Annotated in this window: 18 protein-coding genes and 1 pseudogene; 11 read left to right on the plus strand and 8 right to left on the minus strand. The window is 73.6% G+C overall.

The window, feature by feature from the left end:
* Window positions 1-87: 87 nt before the first annotated feature.
* Window positions 88-867 carry a TetR/AcrR family transcriptional regulator gene (locus tag ACH4DX_RS30445; RefSeq protein ID WP_398157465.1) on the plus strand — a complete coding sequence of 260 codons (780 nt, stop codon included), beginning with the start codon at window positions 88-90 and terminating at the stop codon, window positions 865-867.
* A 54-nt stretch (window positions 868-921) separates the two neighbouring features.
* Here the strand turns inward: ACH4DX_RS30445 and ACH4DX_RS30450 are convergent, their stop codons facing one another.
* Window positions 922-2,184, minus strand: coding sequence for a glycoside hydrolase family 18 protein (locus tag ACH4DX_RS30450; protein ID WP_398121847.1), 1,263 nt, complete (start codon window positions 2,182-2,184; stop codon window positions 922-924).
* Window positions 2,185-2,635: 451 nt separating this feature from the next.
* On the opposite strand from ACH4DX_RS30450, the gene ACH4DX_RS30455 reads away from it, so the two are divergent.
* Window positions 2,636-3,808 (plus strand): acyl-CoA dehydrogenase family protein, encoded by a 1,173-nt coding sequence (locus tag ACH4DX_RS30455; RefSeq protein WP_398157466.1) that lies wholly within the window; start codon window positions 2,636-2,638, stop codon window positions 3,806-3,808.
* Here ACH4DX_RS30455 and ACH4DX_RS30460 read toward each other — a convergent pair.
* Together ACH4DX_RS30460 and ACH4DX_RS30465 are read right to left on the minus strand one after the other, a co-directional pair.
* Window positions 3,771-4,739 (minus strand): hypothetical protein, encoded by a 969-nt coding sequence (locus ACH4DX_RS30460; protein WP_398157467.1) that lies wholly within the window; start codon window positions 4,737-4,739, stop codon window positions 3,771-3,773. The genes ACH4DX_RS30455 and ACH4DX_RS30460 overlap by 38 nt on opposite strands.
* Before the next feature lie 659 nt (window positions 4,740-5,398).
* Window positions 5,399-5,842 (minus strand): hypothetical protein, encoded by a 444-nt coding sequence (locus ACH4DX_RS30465; protein WP_398157468.1) that lies wholly within the window; start codon window positions 5,840-5,842, stop codon window positions 5,399-5,401.
* A gap of 278 nt (window positions 5,843-6,120) precedes the next feature.
* Between ACH4DX_RS30465 and ACH4DX_RS30470 the strand changes: the two genes are divergently transcribed.
* The 4 genes from ACH4DX_RS30470 to fxsA all read left to right on the plus strand — a co-directional run bounded on the left by ACH4DX_RS30470 (window position 6,121) and on the right by fxsA (window position 10,319).
* A complete protein-coding gene (locus ACH4DX_RS30470; protein WP_030560539.1) occupies window positions 6,121-6,561 on the plus strand; it encodes an Lrp/AsnC family transcriptional regulator in 441 nt (146 codons plus the stop codon).
* Between the two features lie 64 nt (window positions 6,562-6,625).
* Entirely contained in the window at window positions 6,626-8,323 is a 1,698-nt protein-coding gene (locus tag ACH4DX_RS30475) for an amidohydrolase (protein WP_398157469.1), read from the plus strand.
* Between the two features lie 519 nt (window positions 8,324-8,842).
* Window positions 8,843-9,673 carry a polyprenol monophosphomannose synthase gene (locus ACH4DX_RS30480; RefSeq protein WP_398157470.1) on the plus strand — a complete coding sequence of 277 codons (831 nt, stop codon included), beginning with the start codon at window positions 8,843-8,845 and terminating at the stop codon, window positions 9,671-9,673.
* 49 nt (window positions 9,674-9,722) lie between these two features.
* A complete protein-coding gene (gene fxsA / locus ACH4DX_RS30485; protein WP_398157471.1) occupies window positions 9,723-10,319 on the plus strand; it encodes an FxsA family membrane protein in 597 nt (198 codons plus the stop codon).
* A 296-nt stretch (window positions 10,320-10,615) separates the two neighbouring features.
* Here the strand turns inward: fxsA and ACH4DX_RS30490 are convergent, their stop codons facing one another.
* From ACH4DX_RS30490 to ACH4DX_RS30500, 3 genes are all read right to left on the minus strand, one after another.
* Entirely contained in the window at window positions 10,616-10,990 is a 375-nt protein-coding gene (locus ACH4DX_RS30490; protein ID WP_030360404.1) for an RNA polymerase-binding protein RbpA, read from the minus strand.
* A 316-nt stretch (window positions 10,991-11,306) separates the two neighbouring features.
* A complete protein-coding gene (locus tag ACH4DX_RS30495; protein WP_398157472.1) occupies window positions 11,307-12,074 on the minus strand; it encodes a glycerophosphodiester phosphodiesterase in 768 nt (255 codons plus the stop codon).
* Window positions 12,071-12,748 carry a YitT family protein gene (locus tag ACH4DX_RS30500; protein ID WP_398157473.1) on the minus strand — a complete coding sequence of 226 codons (678 nt, stop codon included), beginning with the start codon at window positions 12,746-12,748 and terminating at the stop codon, window positions 12,071-12,073. Before ACH4DX_RS30500 ends, ACH4DX_RS30495 begins: the two co-directional genes overlap by 4 nt.
* Window positions 12,749-12,845: 97 nt before the next feature.
* Between ACH4DX_RS30500 and ACH4DX_RS30505 the strand changes: the two genes are divergently transcribed.
* Window positions 12,846-14,351 carry a PLP-dependent aminotransferase family protein gene (locus tag ACH4DX_RS30505; protein WP_398157474.1) on the plus strand — a complete coding sequence of 502 codons (1,506 nt, stop codon included), beginning with the start codon at window positions 12,846-12,848 and terminating at the stop codon, window positions 14,349-14,351.
* 411 nt (window positions 14,352-14,762) lie between these two features.
* On the opposite strand, the gene ACH4DX_RS30510 is transcribed toward ACH4DX_RS30505, so the two are convergent.
* Together ACH4DX_RS30510 and ACH4DX_RS30515 are read right to left on the minus strand one after the other, a co-directional pair.
* Window positions 14,763-16,337, minus strand: a complete 1,575-nt coding sequence (locus ACH4DX_RS30510; RefSeq protein ID WP_398157475.1) for a hypothetical protein — start codon at window positions 16,335-16,337, stop codon at window positions 14,763-14,765.
* Window positions 16,338-16,374: 37 nt separating this feature from the next.
* Window positions 16,375-16,569: a hypothetical protein gene (locus ACH4DX_RS30515; RefSeq protein WP_030560547.1), complete on the minus strand. Its 195-nt coding sequence runs from the start codon at window positions 16,567-16,569 to the stop codon at window positions 16,375-16,377.
* Between the two features lie 323 nt (window positions 16,570-16,892).
* Here ACH4DX_RS30515 and ACH4DX_RS30520 point away from each other — a divergent pair, with 323 nt between their 5' ends.
* The 4 genes and pseudogenes from ACH4DX_RS30520 to ACH4DX_RS30535 form a co-directional block, all read left to right on the plus strand.
* A complete protein-coding gene (locus tag ACH4DX_RS30520; protein WP_398121857.1) occupies window positions 16,893-17,285 on the plus strand; it encodes an ankyrin repeat domain-containing protein in 393 nt (130 codons plus the stop codon).
* 302 nt (window positions 17,286-17,587) lie between these two features.
* The gene (locus tag ACH4DX_RS30525; protein WP_398157476.1) at window positions 17,588-19,006 is read left to right on the plus strand and encodes a HEAT repeat domain-containing protein; all 1,419 of its coding nucleotides are present in this window, start codon (window positions 17,588-17,590) and stop codon (window positions 19,004-19,006) included.
* Window positions 19,007-19,308: 302 nt separating this feature from the next.
* Window positions 19,309-20,433 (plus strand): glycosyltransferase family 4 protein, encoded by a 1,125-nt coding sequence (locus tag ACH4DX_RS30530; RefSeq protein ID WP_398157477.1) that lies wholly within the window; start codon window positions 19,309-19,311, stop codon window positions 20,431-20,433.
* A 239-nt stretch (window positions 20,434-20,672) separates the two neighbouring features.
* Window positions 20,673-21,935: pseudogene (locus ACH4DX_RS30535) on the plus strand (glycosyltransferase); the annotation flags it as partial.
* Window positions 21,936-22,028: the final 93 nt, after the last annotated feature.

Below are 22,028 nucleotides of genomic sequence, written 5' to 3' on the forward strand. Positions count from 1 at the left end.
CCGGGCGGGAGCCGGCCCGGCCGGGCAGGCGGCAGCGGTCTGCCATACTGCGGCTGATCCTGAGGCAGTTGGAGACTAGGGCCGATATTGAATAATAGTCAACAGCGCGGTACCGATCGTTCCCCCGACGCGGGCCGCCCGCAGGCGCGCGGCACCGAACGCTCAGTGGCGCGCCGCGCCGAACTCATCGTCATCGGCCGCAAGCTGTTCGCCGACACGTCCTACGACGCGCTGTCGATGGACGACATCGCGAGACAGGCGCGCGTCGCCAAGGGGCTGATCTACTACTACTTCAAGTCCAAACGCGGCTACTACCTCGCGATCATCGAGGACTCCGTCGCCGACCTGGTCGAACGCGCGGGCAGCGACACCGAGTTGCCGCCCACGCAGCGGGCGCACCGCACCATCGACGGCTATCTGCGCTACGCCGAGCACCATCAGGCGGCGTACCGCGCCATCGTCAGCGGCGGCGTCGGCTTCGACACCGAGGTGCACGCCATCCGCGACGGCGTGCGCGAAGCCATGATCGGCACCATCGCCGAGACGGCCTACGGCCGCAGGGACATCCCACCCCTGGTGCGGCTGGCCCTGCTCGGTTGGCTGTGCAGTGTCGAGGGGGTCACGCTCGACTGGATCGGTACGAAACCCGACTGGACCGGCGTGCAGGAGGGGCCGCAGGAGCCGGCGGGACCGCTGGAGCGCGACACCGTCCGCGACATCCTGGTGCGTACGCTGCGGGCGACGCTCGGCGTCATCGAGGAGGTCGAGCCGTCGCTGCCCGCCCCGCCGCTCGACGACGCGCCGCCGCGGTTCGACGACGCGCCGCCGCCGGACGGCAGGGCTCCGCGACCGGCCGCGCGGGCATGACGAGGGGGCGGGAGCCCGCCGGCTCCCGCCCCCACGACTGTCGTGCGGCTACCGCTAGTTGATGGCCTTGATCAGCTCACCGTTGGCGGTGTCACCGCTGAGCTCCCAGAAGAACGTGCCTCCCAGGCCCTGCTGGTTCTTGTAGTTCATCTTCCCGGCGATGGTCGCGGGGGTGTCGTAGCTCCACCAGTTGTTGCCGCAGTGCGCGTACGCGGTGCCGCCGACCGTGCCGTTGGCCGGGCACTTGGTCTTCAGCTCCTTGTAGTCGTCGATGCCCTGCTCGTACTTGCCCGCGGCGGGGCCGGTCGCGGTGCCGCCGGGCGCCTTCTGGGTGACGCCGGTCCAGCCGCGGCCGTAGAAGCCGATGCCGAGGAGCAGCTTGTCGGAGGGGATGCCGAGGCCCTTGAGCTTGGCGATCGTCGACTGCGAGTTCCAGTCGGCCTTGGGGATGCCGGGGTAGGAGCTCAGCGGCGAGTGCGGTGCCGTCGGGCCCTTGGCCTCCCAGGCGCCGAAGAAGTCGTACGTCATCGGGTTGTACCAGTCGACGTACTGGGCGGCCCCCGCGTAGTCCGCGGCGTCGATCTTGCCGCCGGGGGCGGCGTCGGCCGGGATGGCCGCGGTCACCAGGTTCTTGGAGCCGAACTTGGCGCGTACGGCGGACATCAGGTTCTTGTAGGCGGCGCGCCCGCTGGTGTCGCAGTTCAGGCCGCAGGCGTTCGGGTACTCCCAGTCGATGTCGATGCCGTCGAAGACATCCGCCCACTTGGAGTTCTCGACCAGGTCGTAGCAGGACTGGGCGAAGGCCGCCGGGTTCTGCGCGGCCTGGGTGAAGCCGCCGGACCAGGTCCAGCCGCCGAAGGACCAGAGGACCTTCAGGTTCGGGTTCTTCTGCTTGAGCTTGCGCAGCTGGTTGAAGTTGCCGCGCAGGGGCTGGTCCCAGGTGTCGGCGACACCGTCGACGCTGTCGCCCGCGGAGTAGGCCTTGTCGGTCGCGGCGTAGGCGTCGCCCATCGTGCACTTGCCGCCCTGGACGTTGCCGAAGGCGTAGTTGATGTGCGTCAGCTTGGCGGCGGAACCGGACGTCGCGATGTTCTTGACGTGGTAGTTCCGGCCGTAGACGCCCCATTCGGTGAAGTAGCCGACCACGCGTGAGCCCGCCTTGGCGTCGGCCTCGGCGGTGGTCGCCCTGGCGGCACCGGCGTTCTGGTCGGCGGCCGCGGTGCCCGCGCCGGCGAGCAGACCCGCGCCGAGCACGGCGCAACAAGTGGTGGCCAGGAGCGCCCTGAAGCGGGCGCGGGGACGGTTGGACTGTGGCATCGCAGTCTCCTCGTGGGGGGGAGAGGGGAGCATGTGGGGGTGGTGCCGGACCTGCGGATGGCTTCGCGCCCCTGCGCCGGGAGCGGGGCGGCTGTCGTGGCGGCCCGTCGAGGGGCCGCTGACCGTCGCGTGGTGCATTGGCATGAACGCGAAGACGTCTTGTGCCGCTGGACTCTAGAAGGACTAGACCAATGCGTCAATGGTTCGGACCAACCCTCGTGCGGCGGTCGAGCAGGGCCGCGCAACCGGACACAGCTCGATGAAGATCAGCCGGACCGCTCGTGAACCCGTGACGCCATGCCGCCGATCGGGCATACTCAACGCGCCACAGTCGCTGGTCAGCCGCTTCCGCGATCCGGAAGGACAGCATCGGCGTGGCAGTGTCCCCGGCGGCGGCGCCACACCCTGAGCGCGAGCCCGCTGAAGCGCCCGACAGGGAGAGGAGAGCGCCATGCCTGAGGGATCCGCACAGCCGGTCGAGCGTCATCTGCCCACCGAAGAAGCCCGGGATCTGTTCGCACTCGTGCGTGAGCTGATCAAGGGCGAGATCGTGCCCCGTGCGGCCGAGGAGGAGGAAGCGGGACGCTTCCCCCGCGAACTCTTCGCACTGCTCTCCGAGTCCGGCCTGCTCGGCCTCACCCACGACTCCGAGTTCGGCGGCGGTGACCAGCCCTACGAGGTGTACCTCCAGGTCCTCGAGGAACTCGCCGCCGCGCGGCTGACCGTCGGCCTCGGCGTCAGCGTCCACTCCCTCGCCTGCCACGGGCTCGCCGGTTACGGCACCAAGGAGCAGCGGACGGAGCACCTGCCCGACATGCTGGGCGGCGGCCTGCTCGGCGCCTACTGTCTCTCCGAGCCTTCCTCCGGCTCCGACGCCGCCTCGCTGCGCACCAAGGCCGTGCGTGACGGCGGCGAGTGGATCATCACGGGTACGAAGGCGTGGATCACCCACGGCGGCATCGCCGACTTCTACACCGTCCTGGCCCGTACGGGCGGCGAGGGCGCGCACGGCGTGACGGCCTTCCTGGTGCCCGGTGACGCCGAGGGGCTCACGGCCGCGGCGCCGGAGAAGAAGATGGGCATGAAGGGCTCGCCCACGGCCCAGCTGCACTTCGACGGGGTACGGGTGCCCGACGCGCGGCGCATCGGCGAGGAGGGGCAGGGCTTCGCGATCGCGCTCTCGGCGCTCGACTCGGGGCGGCTCGGCATCGCGGCGTGCGCGATCGGCGTGGCGCAGGCGGCGCTCGACGAGGCGCTGACGTACGCCACGCAGCGGCGGCAGTTCGGCCGTCCCATCGCGGACTTCCAGGGGCTGCGCTTCATGCTCGCGGACATGGCGACGCAGATCGAGGCGGGCCGGGCCCTGTATCTCTCGGCGGCCCGGCTGCGGGACGCCGGCAGGCCGTTCTCCAAGCAGGCGGCGATGGCCAAGCTGCTGTGCACGGACACCGCGATGAAGGTGACCACGGACGCCGTGCAGGTGCTCGGCGGCTACGGCTACACGGTCGACTTCGCCGTGGAGCGCTATATGCGCGAGGCCAAGGTGCTCCAGATCGTCGAGGGCACGAACCAGATTCAGCGCATGGTCATCGCACGCCATCTCGCGGGGCCCGAGACGCGCTGAGGCCGGGGGTCGCGGCGCGGGGCGCGCCGACGGCGCCGGGGACGAGGGTCGCGCCCGGTGCGCCGGGCGCGGCGGGGACCGGCCGGAACGCCTGGTCGTGGGTTTGCCCGCGCGTCCGGTCCCGGGTCCGCCCGAGCGACGCCTGCCCCCGGGCCTGCCCGAACGCCTGGCTCAGATCGTGCCCGGCCGGCGCCTGTCTCCGGTCGGACCCGAGGGGCTGCGCACGCATCGGTGCGCGGTCCTGTCCCCGGACCGGCGTGACGACTTGCTCCCGGACGGGGGTGAAGGCCCGGCCGCGGTCCGGTACGAATGCCTGGCCGTGGCCCGCTGCGAATGCTTGGCTGCGGTCCGGTACGAATGCTTGGCCGTGGTCCGCTGCGAATGCTTGGCCGCGGTCCGCTGCGGACACCAGGCCTCCGTCCGGTGCGAACCGGTGCTCCCGGTCCGGGCCGGGCGTGACGTCTCCCAAGGCGCCGGTGCCGTACCGGTCGGCGCCGGTGCCGTACCGGTCGGTTCCATTGCCGCCGTACCGGCCGCCCCCGTCGCCGCCCGACCCGAACGCGGTACCTCCGTACACCCCGAACCGCGCGTCCGCGCCCGCCGCCCCGAAGCTCCCGTCGGGGCCCGGGCCGAAGCCACCGCCCGGGGCCGCGCCGAAGCCGCCCTCCCTGCCGGGCCCCGAAGGGAACTCTCCGCCGGGCCCCGAAGGGAACTGCCCCCCGGGCCTTGACGGGTACTGTCCGCCCGGCCGGGGTGGGTACTGCCCGCCGAACTGTCCGCTGCGGACGGTCGGCGCCGCGAGGCGGACCCACTCCGGGTCGTGGCGCCCCGGCAGCGTCCGGCCGCCCTCGGCCCAGTGGCGCAGCAGGGCGCGGTAGATGGGCGGGTCCTGCTGCGGGACGGGCGCCGGAGGGGGAGGGACCGAGGACATCGGCTGCGTGTACTGGGGCGGCGGCGCATAGTGCGGCGGCTGTGTGTAGTGGGTGTACTGAGGCCGATGCGGAGCCGATTCCGACCGGTGAGGAACCGATTCTGCGGTACTGGGACCGGGCGTGCCCGCAGGTGACAGAGGGCGCCTGCGGTAGTTGGCCGGAGCGTGCGTGGGAGTGGTCATGCCGGGCCAACGGGCCGCGCCGGGGCCAGGTCACCGTCGGGTCGAATCGTGCGTGCGTTCATGCCCCGTCCGGGCGCGGCGCACACGGCGCGACGTGCCGGCGCCTCCGGTGGCATTCGGGCGGGCGTGCGCCGGGCCCCCGCACGGCGGCTGACGTACCGTCACCTCCACGCCGGGGCCTGCCGCCCGCCTGGCCGATGCCGACTCCCCTGCGCGCAGGGGAGGTGCGCCGTGCCACCCGACCGCTCCGATCGTCCCGTACCGCTCGACGAGTACCCCGTGCACCAGGTGCCGCTGTCGATGCGGCACGTGGCGACCGGCGACCGCAACGCGTACGACCGCTGCATCTTCCAGCTGTCCGACCACCGGGGCCGGGCACTGCTGATCCTCGGCCTCGGCGTCACCCCTGATCCTGCACCAAGACCGGCTCGCGGCCATGGTGCAGGGCGACTTCGGGTGGGGGCCGCCGCCGGGTGTCAGGCGGCCGCGCGGCCGGGCTGCCGGGGCACGCGCATCGGGCGGGAGCCGGGGCCGCCCACGTGCGAGAACGGCTGCGTGCGCCAGTCCAGGCCCTGAGGGAGCGTCAGGAGCAGTGAGGTGTCCTGCTCCTGTGCCTCCAGGGACTCGTCGGCGGGCTCGGCCTCGGCCGCCGGGCGGCCGGTGCCCGCACAGACGGTGAGTCCGAACGGGTTCCACGGTGTGGCGCACAGCGCGTGCTCGGGCAGGACGTCCTCGTCCGCCAGGAGCGCGATGGTCTTGGCGCAGTCCGGGCAGATCACCCGGTACATCTCGAAGGTGTTGTACGCGTCGAGCTCGTCGTCGGCGACGTCCGTCTGTTCGACGCCCTCCGGTGCGGGCTCGAGCTCGACGGACTCCTGCTTGCGGCGCGCGGAACGACCGGGGCGCTTCAGGTTCTGCATGGGAATCTCCCCCTCGGGTGGGCCGACCAGGCACTGCGGCCTCGACCACAGCAAGCACTTCCCGCCCGGTCCTGGGGGTAATCGCTCCTGCCCGATGGACACGGCCACAGGCCTGTGGCGTTCGTCACATGCCGGACGAAGGTGCCGCTCCGCGCGGTGGTGGGCGCCGGGGCGCACGGGCGCGGTCGTGCGCTTCTCGACCGAGCCGCGAGGGCGCGGCGGCGCTGCTCGCGCCGTTCAGGTATCGGTGAGGATCAAGGGGCCTGTAGGTTCGGCGCATGGAGGAGCTGGACCGACAGATCGTGCAGCTGCTCGTCAAGGACGGGCGGATGAGCTACACCGACCTGGGCAAGGCCACGGGCCTGTCCACGTCAGCGGTGCACCAGCGGGTGCGCCGTCTGGAGCAGCGCGGGGTGATCCGCGGGTACGCCGCGGTCGTCGACCCCGAAGCCGTCGGCCTGCCGCTCACGGCGTTCATCGCGGTGAAGCCGTTCGACCCCAGCGCGCCCGACGACATCGCCGAGCGGCTCGCGGGAGTCCCCGAGATCGAGGCCTGCCACAGCGTCGCCGGAGCGGAGAACTACCTGCTCAAGGTGCGGGTCGCGACCCCGCACGAACTGGAGAACCTGCTGGCGAGGCTGCGTACGCTCGCCGGTGTCTCCACGCACACCACCGTCTGCCTCTCCACGCCGTACGAGGCGCGGCCGCCGCGGATCTGACCCGGCGGGAGCCCGGGGGACCCCGCGGGCGGCCCGTGCGCGTCCAGGCGCGAGACTGGTCCCCATGAGCGAGCGCACCACGCCCGAGAGCGGGCACCGCACCGTCCTGCTGCGCGGCGGAGAAGTCCACAGCCCCGCCGACCCCTTCGCGACCGCGATGGTCATCGAGCGGGGGCATGTCGCCTGGGTCGGTTCCGAGGGTGCGGCCGACGCCTTCTCCGACGGCGTCGACGAAACCGTCGACCTGGAAGGCGCCCTGGTCACCCCAGCCTTCACCGATGCCCATGTGCACACGACGGCGACCGGTGTCGCGCTCATGGGACTCGACCTCTCGCGCGCCGCGAGCCTGACCGAGGCACTCGTTCTCGTACGCGAACATGCCGCCGCACGCCCCGACGACCGTGTGCTGCTCGGCCACGGCTGGGACGCCGCCCGCTGGCCCGGCGGCAGGCCGCCCACGCGCGTCGAGCTCGACGAGGCCACCGGCGGCCGCCCGCTCTATCTGACGCGCATCGACGTGCACTCCGCCGTCGCCACCACCGCACTCCTCGACCTCGTACCCGGCATCACCGAGAAGGCCGGGTTCCACGCGGACGCGCCGCTGACCGCCGACGCGCACCACGCCGTCCGCGCCGCCGCCCACGCGGCCGTGACGCCCGCGCAGCGGCGCGAGGCCCAGCGGACCGCGCTCCGGCACGCCGCGTCGCTCGGCATCGGATCGGTGCACGAGTGCGGGGGGCCCACCATCTCCGACGAGGACGACTTCACGGCGCTCCTCGCCCTCGCCGCGGCGGAGCCCGGTCCGCGCGTCGTCGGCTACTGGGCCGAACAGGGGCCCGAAGGGGTCGCCCGCGCCCGGGAGCTGGGCGCCGCGGGCGCGGCCGGTGACCTCTTCGTGGACGGGGCGCTCGGCTCGCACACGGCATGGCTCGGCGAGCGGTACGCGGACGGCCGCGCGGGGGCGGCCGGGCGCGCCGCCCACGGCGACGCCGGGACGGCGGTGCGTCCCGCCGACGGCCCGTGCGGGAACTCCTACCTGACCGCGGGCGACATCGCCGCCCACGTGACGGCTTGTACGGAGGCGGGCATGCAGGCCGGCTTCCACGCCATCGGGGACGCCGCCGTGGCGGCCGTCGTCGACGGCATGCGCACGGCGGCCGAGACGGTGGGGCTCGCCCGGATCCGCGCGGCACGGCACCGCGTCGAGCACGCCGAGATGCTGACCCCCGAGACCGTCGCCGCGTTCGCCGAACTCGGCCTCACCGCGTCCGTGCAGCCCGCCTTCGACGCGCTGTGGGGCGGCGACGATGGCATGTACGCCCAGCGCCTCGGTGCCGAGCGCGCGCGTTCCCTCAACCCGTACGCGGCCCTGCTGCGCGCCGGAGTCCCGCTGGCCTTCGGCTCCGACAGCCCCGTCACGCCGCTCGACCCCTGGGGCACCGTCCGCGCGGCCGCCTTCCACCGCACCCCGGAGCACCGGGTGTCGGTACGCGCCGCGTTCACCGCCCACACCCGCGGTGGCTGGCGGGCCGTCGGCCGCGACGACGCGGGCGTCCTCGTGCCCGGCGCACCGGCCGACTACGCCGTGTGGCGCACCGGCGAACTCGTCGTCCAGGCCCCCGACGACCGGGTCGCCCGCTGGTCCACCGATCCGCGCTCCGGCACCCCCGGCCTGCCCGACCTCACCCCGGGCTCCGAACTGCCCGTCTGCCTGCGGACCGTGGTCGGCGGGCGGACGGTGTTCGTACGGCCCAACGAGTGACGCCGGCGGTGCGGCGCGGCTCCGAACGGGGCCACACGGCGCGTCGCCCGACCCCGGCCGCCTCGCCACTGACCTGCTGATCTACGCGAACACCGCAGGTCAAACGGCTATTGACAGACGGCCGCCGTCGACGGGTAGTTTCGGCCGCGTCCACCACAGGACGTCCGACCGGCGACCCTGCCCGCAGGCGTCGAACGCCGCTGGATCACGGGCGGTGCGCCATCGAGCGCTCCGCCGCTGGGAGCCAGGTCCAGCGTCCTCGACGCCTCGGCGTGGGAACGCAGCCGCCGGAAGGGGGTCGTCCCTCCTGCTCCCCGGAGCTCGGGGGAGGTGCGACCCGGGTGGGGCCCGGACGCTCAGTAGACAACGGCTCTCGGTCGATCCGCAGCCAGCGGGTCCCAGGCCGGCCCGAAGGGCGCCGGGCCCGATCCGCAGGATCGCTCCTTCGTACCGCGCCGTCGCAACACCCCAGGCCCGGGCCACTATGGTGGTCCCCTGCGTACGAACGAAGGGGCAGTAGTGAGCAACGGCGGCGGGATCAGCGAAGCAGCGGATGCGGGGCGGCAGTTCGGCCCGCTCGGCCAGGCCTTGGTGATCATCCCGACCTACGACGAGGCGGAGAACATCCAGGCGATCGTCGGCCGGGTGCGCACCGCCGTGCCCGAGGCGCACGTCCTCGTCGCCGACGACAACAGCCCCGACGGCACCGGCAAGATCGCCGCCGAGCTCGCGGCCGAGGACGAGCACGTCCACGTACTGCACCGCAAGGGCAAGGAGGGCCTCGGCGCCGCCTACCTCGCGGGCTTCTCCTGGGGCCTCGAGCACGGCTACGGCGTCCTGGTCGAGATGGACGCCGACGGCTCCCACCAGCCCGAGGAACTGCCCCGGCTGCTCACCGCCCTCAAGGGCGCCGACCTGGTGCTCGGGTCGCGCTGGGTGCCAGGCGGCCGGGTCGTGAACTGGCCCAAGTCCCGCGAGTTCCTCTCCCGCGGCGGGTCCACCTACTCGCGGCTGCTGCTCGACGTGCCGGTGCGCGACGTCACCGGCGGCTACCGCGCCTTCCGCCGCGAGACCCTGGAAGGGCTCGGCCTCGCCGACGTGGCGTCCCAGGGCTACTGCTTCCAGGTCGACCTGGCACGCCGCGCGATCAAGGCGGGCTACCACGTCGTGGAGGTGCCCATCACCTTCGTGGAGCGGGAGCTCGGCGACAGCAAGATGAGCCGCGACATCGTCGCCGAGGCGCTGTGGCGGGTCACCGCCTGGGGTGTGCGGGAGCGGGTCGGCAAGGTACTCGGCGGCAAGCCGTCCTCCGACGCCCGGCAGGGCAGACCCCCGGGCGAGCCCCGGTAACGATCACCCTCTTATGCAGGCCTGAGGCGGGGCCAGGCACACTGGGAGCATGACGACTGGCGCACCGCCTCCCACTCAGCCCGTCCGGCCCCGGCGCTCGCGGGTCCTCAGGTTCCTGCCGCTCGCCCTGGTCGCGTGGCTGGTCCTGGAGATCTGGCTGCTGACCGTCGTCGCGAGCGCCGCCGGCGGGCTGACCGTGTTCCTGCTCCTGGTGGCAGGGCTCGTCCTGGGTTCCCTCGTCATCAAGCAGGCCGGACGCCGCGCCTTCAAGAACCTGAGCGAGGCGCTGCGGCAGCAGCAGAGCGGCGGCGAGCCCGCGGCGGACTCCGGCGGTGGTGGCGCGTGGACCATGCTCGGCGGGCTGCTCCTGATCCTGCCCGGCCTCATCTCCGACGCGCTCGGTCTGCTCCTCCTCGTGCCGCCGCTCCAGAAGGTCCTCAGCCGCCGTGCCGAGCGGGCCTTCGAGCGCAGGGTGCGGGAGGCCGCGGCGGCTTCCCCCGGGGGGTTCGGGGGCGCCTTCCAGCAGGCCCGGATGCGGCACCCCGACGGCAAGGTGGTCCAGGGCGAGGTCATCCACGAGGACCAGCCCCCGGAGCCGGGGCCGACACCCTCCCGGACCCCGGACGACCCCCAGCTACCCCGCTGACCCCAATCCCGGCACGCAGTGCTCGGGGTGGATCTGTAGCCCGTCGGGCGTTTGAGGACGAGCGCGCGGCGCGTGGGGCCTGTCCGCCGTTCGGCGCGTGCGGACAGGCGCGCAGTGCTCGGGGTGGATCTGTAGCCCGTCCGGCGTTTGAGGACGAGCGCGCAGCGCGACAAGCGGCAAGGCCGCGCGGCAACCCCGCAAGGCAGCGCCGCATCGGCGGTAGGGCAAACACGAGGGCGGGCCCACTGCACAGCAGTGGGCCCGCCCTCGTGTCTCCGCTCCGCGGTCCAGCGCGCTTACGCGGACTTACGGCTGTCGCGCGGATGCACCGCAATATTCATCGCACCGGACCGCAGAACCGCCAAGCGCTCTTCGAGGACCTCTTCGAGTTCCTCACGAGTGCGGCGCTCCATGAGCATGTCCCAGTGCGTACGCGCGGGCTTGCCCTTCTTCTCCTCAGGTCCGTCGCCGTCCACGAGAAGTGCTTGGGCCCCGCAGACCTTGCACTCCCACTCCGGCGGGATCTCCGCCTCCACCGAGAACGGCATCTCGAAACGATGTCCGTTCTGGCATGCGTACTCCACGGCCTGGCGCGGAGCCAGGTCGATGCCGCGGTCGGTCTCGTAGCTGGTCACCACGAGGCGCGTGCCGCGAAGAGCTCGCTCACTCATGAATCGTGCCTCCCGGGCTTGTCGCCCACAGGACAGGTGTCGCTGTCGTCGTCATCCGGTCAACGTCCGGTCGGCGGTAAAGATTCCCGTTCAGGGTCATGCGTCGCCGTCGTATGCCGCCCCTTGTTGTACCCACCAGCGCCCGGTTTGTCACATCTGGCAGCAGATGTCACCCAGCGTCTCTGATTCCTCAGCGCGCAGTAACGGTCCGCCTGGCAGGCCAAACGCGTACACTACCGCCTTCGCCGCCAGAAGCTAAATCCGGTCGCGCACCGAGTGTCCCGCGTCGCGCGCCGAACGCCGTACGGGTACCGGCTCAGACCCAGGTCCCGCGGTCCTTCAGCACGTCGCGCAGCGTCTCGATGCGGTCCGTCATGATGCCGTCGACGCCCAGGTCGAGCAGGGCGTGCATACGGTCGGCGTCGTTGACCGTCCATACGTGGACCTGGAGTCCGCGCGCGTGGGCGGTGCGCACGAAGCGGTGGTCGACGACCCGGACGCCCGACTGCGCCTCCGGCACCTGGGCGCACACCGCCGAGATCCTGGGGATGGCGGGCACCCCCAGGGAGCGCAGCCGCAGGCCGAGGACGCCGCGCGTACCGAAGGACGTGGCGAGCCGCGGCCCGGCGAGGCGCTGGGCACGGGCCACGCGGGCCTCCGAGAACGAGCCGACGCAGACCCGGTCCCAGGCGCGGGTGCGTTCCAGAAGATCGAGGAGGGGCAGCAGGGCGGGTTCCGCCTTGACGTCCACGTTCCAGCGGGCGTCGGGGAACTCCTGGAGCAGGTCTTCGAAGAGGGGCACCGGTTCGCTGCCCGCGACCCGTGCGCGGCTCACCTCGCTCCAGGGCAAGTCCGCGATCCGCCCCGCGGCGTCCGTGACCCGGTCGAGCGTCGCGTCGTGGAGGGCGGCCAGCCTGCCGTCCGACGTGGCGTGCACATCCGTCTCGAGGTAGCGGTAGCCCGCGTCCACGGCGCGCCGGAAGGCGGTCGCGGTGTTCTCCAGGCCGTCGGCCGCGCCGCCGCGGTGGGCGAAGGCGAGGGGGCCCGGGTGGTCGAGGTAGGGGTGGCGTACGCGCGTGGTCACCGTTGCAGTATTGCCCGCTCCGACGGCTCGCCGGTGGCCACCGCACGGCTCGCGGACGGAGCGGGCACGGCGAAGAGGCGCAGGAAGAACTGGGCGAGCGGGCCGATGCCCAGGGCGTACGCGACGGTCCCCACGCCGACGGTGCCGCCGAGCAGGAAGCCGGTGACCACGACCACCACCTCCACCATGGTGCGCATGAGGCGGATGGAGCGGCCGGTGCGGGCGTTCAGGCCCGTCATCAGGCCGTCGCGGGGGCCGGGGCCGAACCTTGCCGCGATGTAGAGGCCCGTCGCCACGCCGTTGAGCACGATCCCCGCGACCATCAGCGGGATGCGGACGCCGAGGCCGTGCGCGTCGGGCATCAGGGCGAGCGTGCCGTCCATCGCGAGGCCGACGACGAAGACGTTCGACACCGTACCGAGGCCGGGGCGCTGCCGCAGCGGTACCCACAGGAGCAGTACCAGGACGCCCACGAAGATCGACACGACGCCGATCGACAACGAGGTCCGCTCCGCCAGGCCCTGGTGGAGCACGTTCCACGGCTCCACGCCGAGGCCCGAACGGACCAGGAGCGCGGAGCTCGCGCCGAACAGCGCGAGGCCGACGTACAGCTGGACGAGACGGCGGGAGAGGTGCCGCGGAGTGGCCCCCTCTGGAGTGGTCGTCCTGGACAAAAGAAGCCCCCGTGGTGGTAGTGGCCTGACTCATGACACTCTGTGGCGTGGCGTAAGGCGCCAACCATGGCCAATTCGATGAAGGTGGACTGGAATCATGGCTCAGTGGACATCAGCGGTGGGCTCGACCCAGCTCGCTCGGCTGCTCGCTTCCCAGCAGGCGCGCCCCGCGGGCGCAGGCACCCGCCGCCCGCCCGCGTACCGCGCCCTCGCCGACGGTATCCGCCTCCTGGTCCTGGAGGGGCGCGTTCCCGTGGCCGCCCGGCTGCCCGCCGAGCGCGAACTGGCCGTCGCGCTGGCCGTCAGCAGGACCACGGTCGCCGCGGCGTACGAGGCGTTGCGTACCGAGGGGTTCCTGGAGTCCCGCAGGGGAGCGGGCAGCTGGACCGCCGTACCGGCGGGGAACCCGCTGCCCGCACGCGGCCTCGAACCCCTGCCTCCGGAAGCGCTCGGCTCGATGATCGACCTCGGCTGCGCGGCGCTGCCCGCACCCGAACCCTGGCTCACCCGCTCCGTCCAGGGCGCCCTGGAGGAACTGCCGCCCTACGCCCACACCCACGGCGACTACCCGGCGGGGCTGCCCGCGCTGCGCGCCATGCTCGCCGAGCGCTACACCGCGCGCGAGATACCGACCATGCCGGAACAGATCATGGTCACCACCGGTGCGATGGGGGCCATCGACGCGATCTGCCACCTCTTCGCGGGCCGCGGCGAGCGCATCGCGGTGGAGTCCCCGTCGTACGCCAACATCCTCCAGCTCATGCGGGAGGCGGGCGCGCGCCTGGTGCCCGTGGCGATGGCCGAGGGCCTCGGCGGCTGGGACATGGACCGCTGGCGCCAGGTCCTGCGCGACGCGGCGCCGCGCCTCGCGTACGTCGTCGCCGACTTCCACAACCCCACGGGGGCGCTCGCCGACGACGACCAGCGCCGCCGCCTGGTCGACGCTGCCCGGCACGCGGGCACGGTCCTCGTCGTGGACGAGACGATGAGCGAACTCCGCCTCGACGAGGGCCTGGAGATGCCCCGCCCCGTCTGCGGGTTCGACCCCGCCGGATCGACCGTCATCACCGTCGGCTCGGCGAGCAAGGCGTTCTGGGCCGGTATGCGCATCGGCTGGGTGCGCGCCGCACCCGATGTCATCCGCAGCCTGGTGGCGGCCCGCGCGTACGCCGACCTCGGCACCCCCGTCCTCGAACAGCTCGCCCTGAACTGGCTGCTCAGCACCGGCGGTTGGCAGCAGGCGGTGGACGTGCGCAGGGAGCAGGCCCGCGACAACCGTGACGCCCTCGTCGCCGCGGTGCGCCGGGAGCTGCCCGGCTGGGAGTTCGACGTCCCGCGCGGCGGTCTGACGCTGTGGGTCCGCACCGGCGGCCTCTCCGGCTCCCGCCTGGCCGAGGTCGGCGAGCGCGTGGGCGTACGCGTGCCCTCCGGTCCCCGCTTCGGCGTGGACGGCGCCTTCGAGGGCTATGTGCGTCTTCCCTTCACCGTCGGCGGCGCGGTGGCGGAGGAGGCGGCGGCACGTCTCGCTGCGGCGGCGCGGCTGGTGGAGTCGGGCACGGGGGGCTCCTCCGGGGCGGAGGGCCCACACACGTTCGTGGCCTGAGCGTCTTCCCCCACCCGCCCGCCCTCCCCTCGCGCTCCGCGCTCGTCCTCAATCGCCGGACAGGCTCTTCCCCACCCGCCCGCCCTTTTCCGCGCTGACGCGCTTGTCCTCAATCGCCGGACGGGCTCTTCCCCGCCCGCCCTTTTCCGCGGTGACGCGCTTGTCCTCAATCGCCGGACGGGCTCTTCCGCGCCCGCCCTTTTCCGCGGTGACGCGCTTGTCCTCAATCGCCGGACGGGCTCTTCCGCGCCCGGCTCCTCTCCGCGCTGACGCGCACGGGCTCGCATGAGCCCGTCCGGCGATTGAGGACGAGGCGCGGAGCGCCGACAAGGGGCTGGGGCCCAGGGGGCGCAGCGCCCCTGGTTCGGGAAGGGGTGGGACTGGGGCGCACCGCGAGGGACGAGCCGGGGCTCACCCCTCGGCGACCGCCGCCGGTGTCAAGGCCGGATCGGCCGAGGCGGCACGGCCGGGCAGCAGGTCGAGGACGGCGCGCCGATGGGCGTCGCTGGTGGCGTCGTCGTACGGGTCGGGCGTGGCCGGAACCTGGAGGCGGTGCACAGGCCCGGTACCGAGCCGGGCGTAGCCGCGCCCCGGGGGCATGTCCACCGCGGGAGTGGTGTGGGGGGCCGCCCCCAGAACGGCCTGGACCTGGCCGAGCGTGGCGGGACCGAGCACCACGCGCGCGCGGGTGTGCCGGTGCACGACGTCGCTGAGGGCGTCCAGGCAGTCGAGCTGGTCGGCCACGACGACGGTGACACCCGCGGCGCGCCCGTGCCGCAGCGGCACCTGGAGCAGCGCCTGCGGATCCTGCCGGCCGTCCGCCGCGGCCAGATGGCCCAGGGCGCTCGGCCGGTCGAGGACGATCCACAGCGGCCGTCCGACGTCCTCGGGCGGCGGATGACCGGCCTGCCGGGCACGGTTCACCGCGATGAGCCGCCGCTCGGTCTCGTGCGCCGCCCACTCGAGGCCGGCGAGCGCCCCGGCGAGCCCGCACTCCACGGCGAGCACGCCGTGACGCCCGGCCAGGCACGCGTAGTCGGCGGTGCCGCTGCCCTCGATGACGACGGCGTCGCCGTACTGGAGGGCCTGGAGGACGATGGAGCGCAGCAGGCTCGTGGTGCCGCTGCCGGGCTGCCCGAGGACCAGCAGGTGCGGCTCGGTGGAACGGATGCCGGTGCGCCACACGACGGGCGGCACGTCGCGCTGTGCGGCGCCGTTGGTCACGGGCAGGGTGCGCTGCACACCGCTCGGGTCGGTGAAGCCGAGCACGGTCTCGCCGGGCGCGGTGACGAAGCGCTGCGCGGCGATGTCGGTGGGCAGCGGCGGCAGCACGGTCACGGTGAGGGTGTTGCCCTCCTCGTCCCAGGCGAAGTGGTACTCGCGGCCACGCCCCGACTTGGCGTGCAGGACCTGCTCGATCCGCGCCCGCGCGTCGGGCTCGCCGTCGGTGAAGTACGCGGGGTAGCGCACCTCCAGGCGCGCGACGCGGCCGTCGTCGTCGAACTCGTACGCGGTGAAGGCCTGGTCCCACGCGCCGCCGTGGGCGAACAGCGGACTCGGGTCGTCGGGGACGGAGAAGTACGGTACGAGCGCCTCGTAGAGGGACTGGAGGCGCTGGGCCTGCGCGTCGTCCGGCCCCGCGGGGGCCGCATCGGCGTGTTCGCGGCCCGTCCAGGCGGCCGCCCCCATCAGGCAGACGGCAGCAAGCAGCGGACCGTACGGCATCAGGACCACCACCAGGAACACGGACGCCACCAGGAACAGCAGGGGGCCGCGCCGGTCCTTGGGGGTCCCGGTCCACTTGCGCCGCCCGGCTCCTGCGAGGCGGCGCAACCCGCGGGTGATCGTGATCAGCGGGTGGAGGACGTCGGTGGCGCCGTCGGTGGCCGACCGGGCCAGCTCGCGACCGCGCGCGAGGTGTTCCCGGCCCCGGGCGATCCGGTCGCCGCCGTTGCTCAGGATGCGGGGGAGGGGGCGCCGGGCCACGTCGGTCTCCTGGGGGTGGGGGTGCGGGGCGGGGCCGTCAGAACTTGATGCCGCCGAGCAGGCTGGCGAGGCTCGCGCTGCCCGCCTTGATGCTCGGCGCGATGGCGGTACCGGCCAGGAAGAAGCCGAAGAGGGCGCAGACCAGGGCGTGGGACGCCTTGAGTCCGTCCTTGCGGAAGAAGAGGAAGACGATGATGCCGAGGAGGACGACACCGGAAATGGACAGGACCATGAGAGTTCTCCTGATCGAGGGGGACAGTCACCATGAGTTCTTCCAGGCTCACAGCATGTATCCATACGATAAAGGCTGCAATTGAGGTAAATTTCCTATATTTCACTCGAATGGCATGGCCTAGTGGGCCGACCGTGCGCGTACGGGTGGCGTCGGTGCCGGTGTCCGTCCCCCGCCGATCTTTGCCGTGCGCTCGGTCTGCCATGTGCCGCGACGGGCAGTACCCTGTCGATTCACTCGTACGGCTGCACGGCAGGAGCAGCCCACGCGGCCGGGGGGATCCGTCGGACGAGTCACACCGAGCGCGAAAGGCGGTCACCACCATGAGCGAGGCCCTCGACCCCGAGGTCGTGGAGCTGGCGGGCAGGATCTTCGATCTGGCGCGCACCGGCGACACCGACGCACTCGTCGGCTACGTGGACGCGGGTGTGCCCGTGAACCTCACCAACGACAACGGCGACACGCTCCTGATGCTGGCCGCCTACCACGGTCACGCGGAAGCGGTACGGGCCCTGGTGGAGCGGGGCGCGGACGCCGACCGCGCCAACGACAAGGGGCAGACGCCGCTCGCGGGCGCCGTCTTCAAGGGCGCCGACGACGTCGTCCGCGCGCTCCTCGACGGCGGCGCCGACCCGGCCGCCGGAACGCCGTCCGCGATCGACACCGCACGCATGTTCGGCAAGGCGGAGCTGCTCGCGCTGTTCGGGGCCGGCTGAGCCCGGTACGCGACCCGGCGGGACGGGGGCGCCGGAAATGTGGTCGCGGCGGGCTGAACCGCTGGGTCATCATGACGACGTGATTCACGGACGCGACGTCGGGGCAGGTGTTGCCGCAGCGCGCGGACCGTGAGCGGCCCGGCCCCGGACCCCCCGTCCGGGACCCTCCCGGGTCACCGACGAGAGGCAGAGGAAGATGGTCTACAGCAAGCAGGAGACGGCGGGCGGCCCGACGTGTTGGCGCACGGCCAGGTAGTGCGGATTCCCCGGTTGCGTCGACGCTTGATGTGAGGCTGTTTCCCATGTTCGAACCGGTCATAGCGCCCAGCGGTACGCTGCTCGGCCTGTTGCAGCGGGGCCGCGGCGACGGCACGCTGCACGCGCTCACCGCACCGCGGACGGAGGCGCTCTCCGCCCTCGACCACTGCGTGCTGCACGATCCGCGGCACGACTGGCAGGTGGAGAACCGCTCCCTGTACTACGCGCGGCTCTATCTCGACCTGAACGGCGAGCTCGGCGCCATCGAGCGCCATCTCTTCGACCCCGACGACGCGCACGACCCCGACGACACCCGCACGGGGCTCGCCTTGTCCGTGCTCGGCCACCTCGCCTCGTACGACAGGGCGGACGCGCTGCACCTGCTGCGCAGGTACGCCGAGCACGGCGCGAACTGGGCCTGGGCGCTCGACGAGCTGGCCCTGCGCGACGACGACGCCGGGCTGCGCGCCCTCGCGCGACCCGTGCTCGCCAGATTCCCCACCGACGCCGAGGGCGAGGCCGAGCTCGCCGTCGCCGTCCGCGACGCCTTCGAACCAAGGCCCTGGCGCCTGTGGGCGGAGGATCCGCGCCCCGGGGTCGGCGACCGCGTGCGCGCCGCCGCCGAACGGGGCTCCTTCGACCGCTGGCAGCGGCAGCTCGCCCCCTCGGGGCCACGCCCCGGCTGGAGCGTCAAGGCCGTGCTCGCCTGGGCACAGGAGGGCCTTGAGCGCGGTGCCGCACTGCACGTACCGGCCGCCCGCTGCCTTTCCGCCGTCGCGGGGCCCGACGACCGCGCCGACATACTGGAGGCGGCGCGGTACGGCACGGACGGGGCGCGCGGCACGGCCTTGCGCTACCTGGCCGACGTGCACGACCCCGACGTGCTCGACCTCATCGAAGAGGCGGCGCAGAGCCCCTCGCGGGTCGTCGCCGACATCGCGGCCGAGACGTTCGAGCGGATGCGGTCCGGCGCCGCCGTCGAGCGGGCCCGGCAGTGGGCGGGGCGCCCCGACGCGCTCGGCGCCGCCGCCGGACGCCTGCTCGCCTGCCGCGGCGGCGCCCAGGACAACAGGTTCGTACTGGCCGCGCTGCGGGAGGAAGTGCGCGGCGAGGGCCCCGACGCACCCACCCTGTGGCCGCTCGTCGACGGCACGGGCCGCCTCGGCATCGGCTGCGCGGCGCCCGTCCTGCGCCACATCTACCGCGAGACCGCCTCCTCCCATCTCAGGGGCCGTGCCGCCCGGGCGCTGGCCGCGACCGATCCCTCGTTCGCCGCGGGATTCGCCGTCGAGTGCCTGTGGGACTGCGAGGAGTCCACCCGCGAGGTCGCCGCCCGGCACGCCGAGACCGGTGACGCCCGCGTCGTCAACCGCCTGCGGCGGCTCGCCGCGGATCCCGCGGAGGAGGACGACGTGCAGTCGGCGGTGCGGGGCCGGATCGGTCCGGACGCGCCGGCTGTGTGAGTACGTCTTCCGCGGCGCGGGTGATGGGTTTTCGCGCCGCGCCGCGGGGGTGGCCCCGAGGGCCCGTTCGGGGTGTGGCGGCGTCGGTCGGGGTGGCGGGGTTCGCCTGGGGTGGCCGTTTCGGCCGGGGGCAGCGAGGGTCCACCCGGGGTGGGCCTCTTCGGCCGGGGGCGGCCAGGTCCGCCGGCGTGGGCCTGTTCGGCCGGGGGGCGGGCCTCGCGGAGCGGAACGCTCATGGGACGTTCCTCGTCCGGAAAGATCCACGTTGACGTGGGCACGCCCCGCCTGACGACAACACCCGTATGCGTGTCGCCATCGTCACCGAATCCTTCCCGCCGGACATCAACGGCGTGTCGCACTGCGCCCTACAGACCGCGCGCCAGCTCGTCGCCCGCGGCCACGAACCCCTCGTTCTCGCCCCGGCCACGGCCGCCGCAGCCGACGCGGACCTCCTCTCCCCATGCCCCGTCGTCCGCGTCCCCTCCCTGCCCCTCCCCGGATACCCGCAGGTCAGGGTCGCGCTGCCGAGCCGCCGCCTGGCCTCGGCGCTGAGTGCGCACCGGGCCGACCTCGTCCATCTCGCCAGCCCGTTCGTCCTCGGCGTACGCGGAATGGCCGCCGCCGCGCGCAAGGGCATCCCCACGGTCGCTGTCTACCAGACCGACATCGGCGGCTACGCGCGCACGTACATGGGCATGGGCGAGGCCGCCGCCTGGCGGCGCATCCGCGCGGTGCACGCCGCCGCGGACCGCACGCTCGCCCCGTCCACCGCGGCCCTCACCGACCTGGTCGCCCACGGTGTGCCGCGGGTACGGCTGTGGCCGCGCGGCGTGGACACGGGACGCTTCAGGCCCGAGGCACGGGACCCGGCACTGCGGCGCGCACTGGCCCCCGACGGCGAACTCATCGTGGGCTACGTCGGCCGCCTCGCCCCCGAGAAGCACATCGAGCTCCTGGCCGGGGTGTGCGGCCTCGACGGCGTACGCGTCGTGGTCGTCGGCGACGGGCCGAGCGCGGGTGCCCTGCGTACGGCGCTGCCGGAGGCGACGCTGCTCGGGCGCCGCACCGGCGACGAACTCGCCCGCATCTTCGCCTCGCTCGACGTCTTCGTGCACACCGGGCCCCTGGAGACCTTCTGCCAGACCGTGCAGGAAGCCATGGCCAGCGGCGTGCCCGTGATCGCGCCCGCGGTCGGCGGCCCGCTCGACCTGGTGGTCCCCGGCCGCACCGGCAGCCTTGTCGCACCCGGCGACGCCGACGCCGTACGCGACGCCGTCTGGTCCATGGCCGCCGACCCCCGCCTGCGGGCCGCGTACGGCGCCGCGGGCCGGGAAGCCGTCCGGACGCGGACCTGGGACGCCGTGGGGGATCAGCTGATCGGGCACTACGAGGACGTGCTCGCCGGGCGGACGGCGGTGGCGGCATGAGCGGGGGTGGCGGTATGGACGGGGTTCTTGGCGCTGGTGCCGGTGGGGGGTTCGGTGCCGGTCCGGATCCCGACGTGGGTCCGGATCCCGACGTGGGTGTGTCCCCCGGCACGGGCATGGCCCCCGGCACGGGCATGGCCCCCGGCACGGGCATGGCCCCCGGCACGGGCATGGCCCCCGGCACGGGCATGGCTCCCACCAGCGGCACAGGCCTTCGTACGAACCGCTCGGACGCGCCGATGCGGACCGTACCGCCCGTACCCGCGCGGCCGGCACAGCCCGTGCGGAACACAGGTTCCGTCCGGCCCGTGCGGAACGCAGACTCCCTCCGGCCCGTGCGGAACGCAAACCCCTTTCGCCCCGTGCGGAACACGGGCCCCTTGCGGATCGTGCGTCTCGCGAACTTCGTCACGCCCTCCTCGGGCGGACTCCGCACCGCGCTGCGGGAGCTGGGGCGCGGCTACCTGGCCGCCGGGCACGAGCCGGTGCTCGTCGTACCCGGGGAGCGGGCCGGGGTCGCCGACACCGAGCAGGGGCGCGTCATCACGCTGCCGGGAACCGTGCTCCCCGGCACGGGCGGCTACCGCGTCCTCGCCGACCGGCGCCGGGTGACACGGCTCCTGGAGCGCCTCGCCCCCGACCGTCTCGAAGTGTCCGACCGCACCACCCTGCGCTGGACGGGGGAGTGGGCGCGCCGCGCGCGGGTCCCCGCCGTGATGGTCTCCCACGAGGCGGCGGACGCGGTCATGCGGACCTGGGGGCTGCCGCCGCGCCTGGCCCGCCGTGCCGCCGACGCGCTCAACTCCCGTTCCGCGCACGCCTACGCGCGCGTGGTGTGCACGACGGCCTGGGCGGAGCGCGAGTTCGTACGCGTCGGCGCGGGCAATGTCGTACGCGCCCCACTGGGAGTGGATCTGGCCGACCGGCACCCGGGCCTGCGGGACCCGTGGACACGCGCACGCTACGCGCGCGTGGACGACGTGCTGCTCCTCCTGTGTTCACGGCTCTCCGTGGAGAAGCGGCCCGGTACGGCGCTCGACACGCTGGAGGCGCTGCGCGGGCGCGGGGTACCGGCGGTGCTCGTCGTCGCGGGCGACGGGCCGCTGCGGGCCCGGCTCGAACAGCGGGCACGTGAGCGGCGCCTGCCCGTGACGTTCCTCGGCCACGTCGCCGACCGCGCCGTGCTCGGCGCCCTCCAGGCCACGGCCGACGTGTGCCTGGCGCCGGGGCCCTGCGAGACCTTCGGACTCGCGGCACTCGAAGCCCTCGCGTGCGGGACACCGGTGGTGGCCAGCGCGTCGTCCGCGCTGCCCGAGATCGTGGGCGGCGCAGGCGCGGCGGCCGCCGACACGCCCCGTACCTTCGCCCACGCGGTACGGGCGGTCCTCGAACGCCCGGAACCCGCCCGGCGGGCGAGGGCACGCGCGCGTGCGGAGTGCTTCGGCTGGGATGCGGCCGTGGGGGCGTTCCTGACCGCGCACGAGGTGGAGGCCGGGCCCGGAGGCCCGGTCCCCGCGGCGGCCGTTCCCCGGTTCGGCGGGGTCGCCGCGGCGGCGGTGCGCGAACCGTTCGCATCTGCCGGACCGGTCGAACCG

The sequence above is a fragment of the Streptomyces sp. NPDC017940 genome, from assembly GCF_044328435.1.
In the GTDB taxonomy this organism is placed as follows: domain Bacteria; phylum Actinomycetota; class Actinomycetes; order Streptomycetales; family Streptomycetaceae; genus Streptomyces.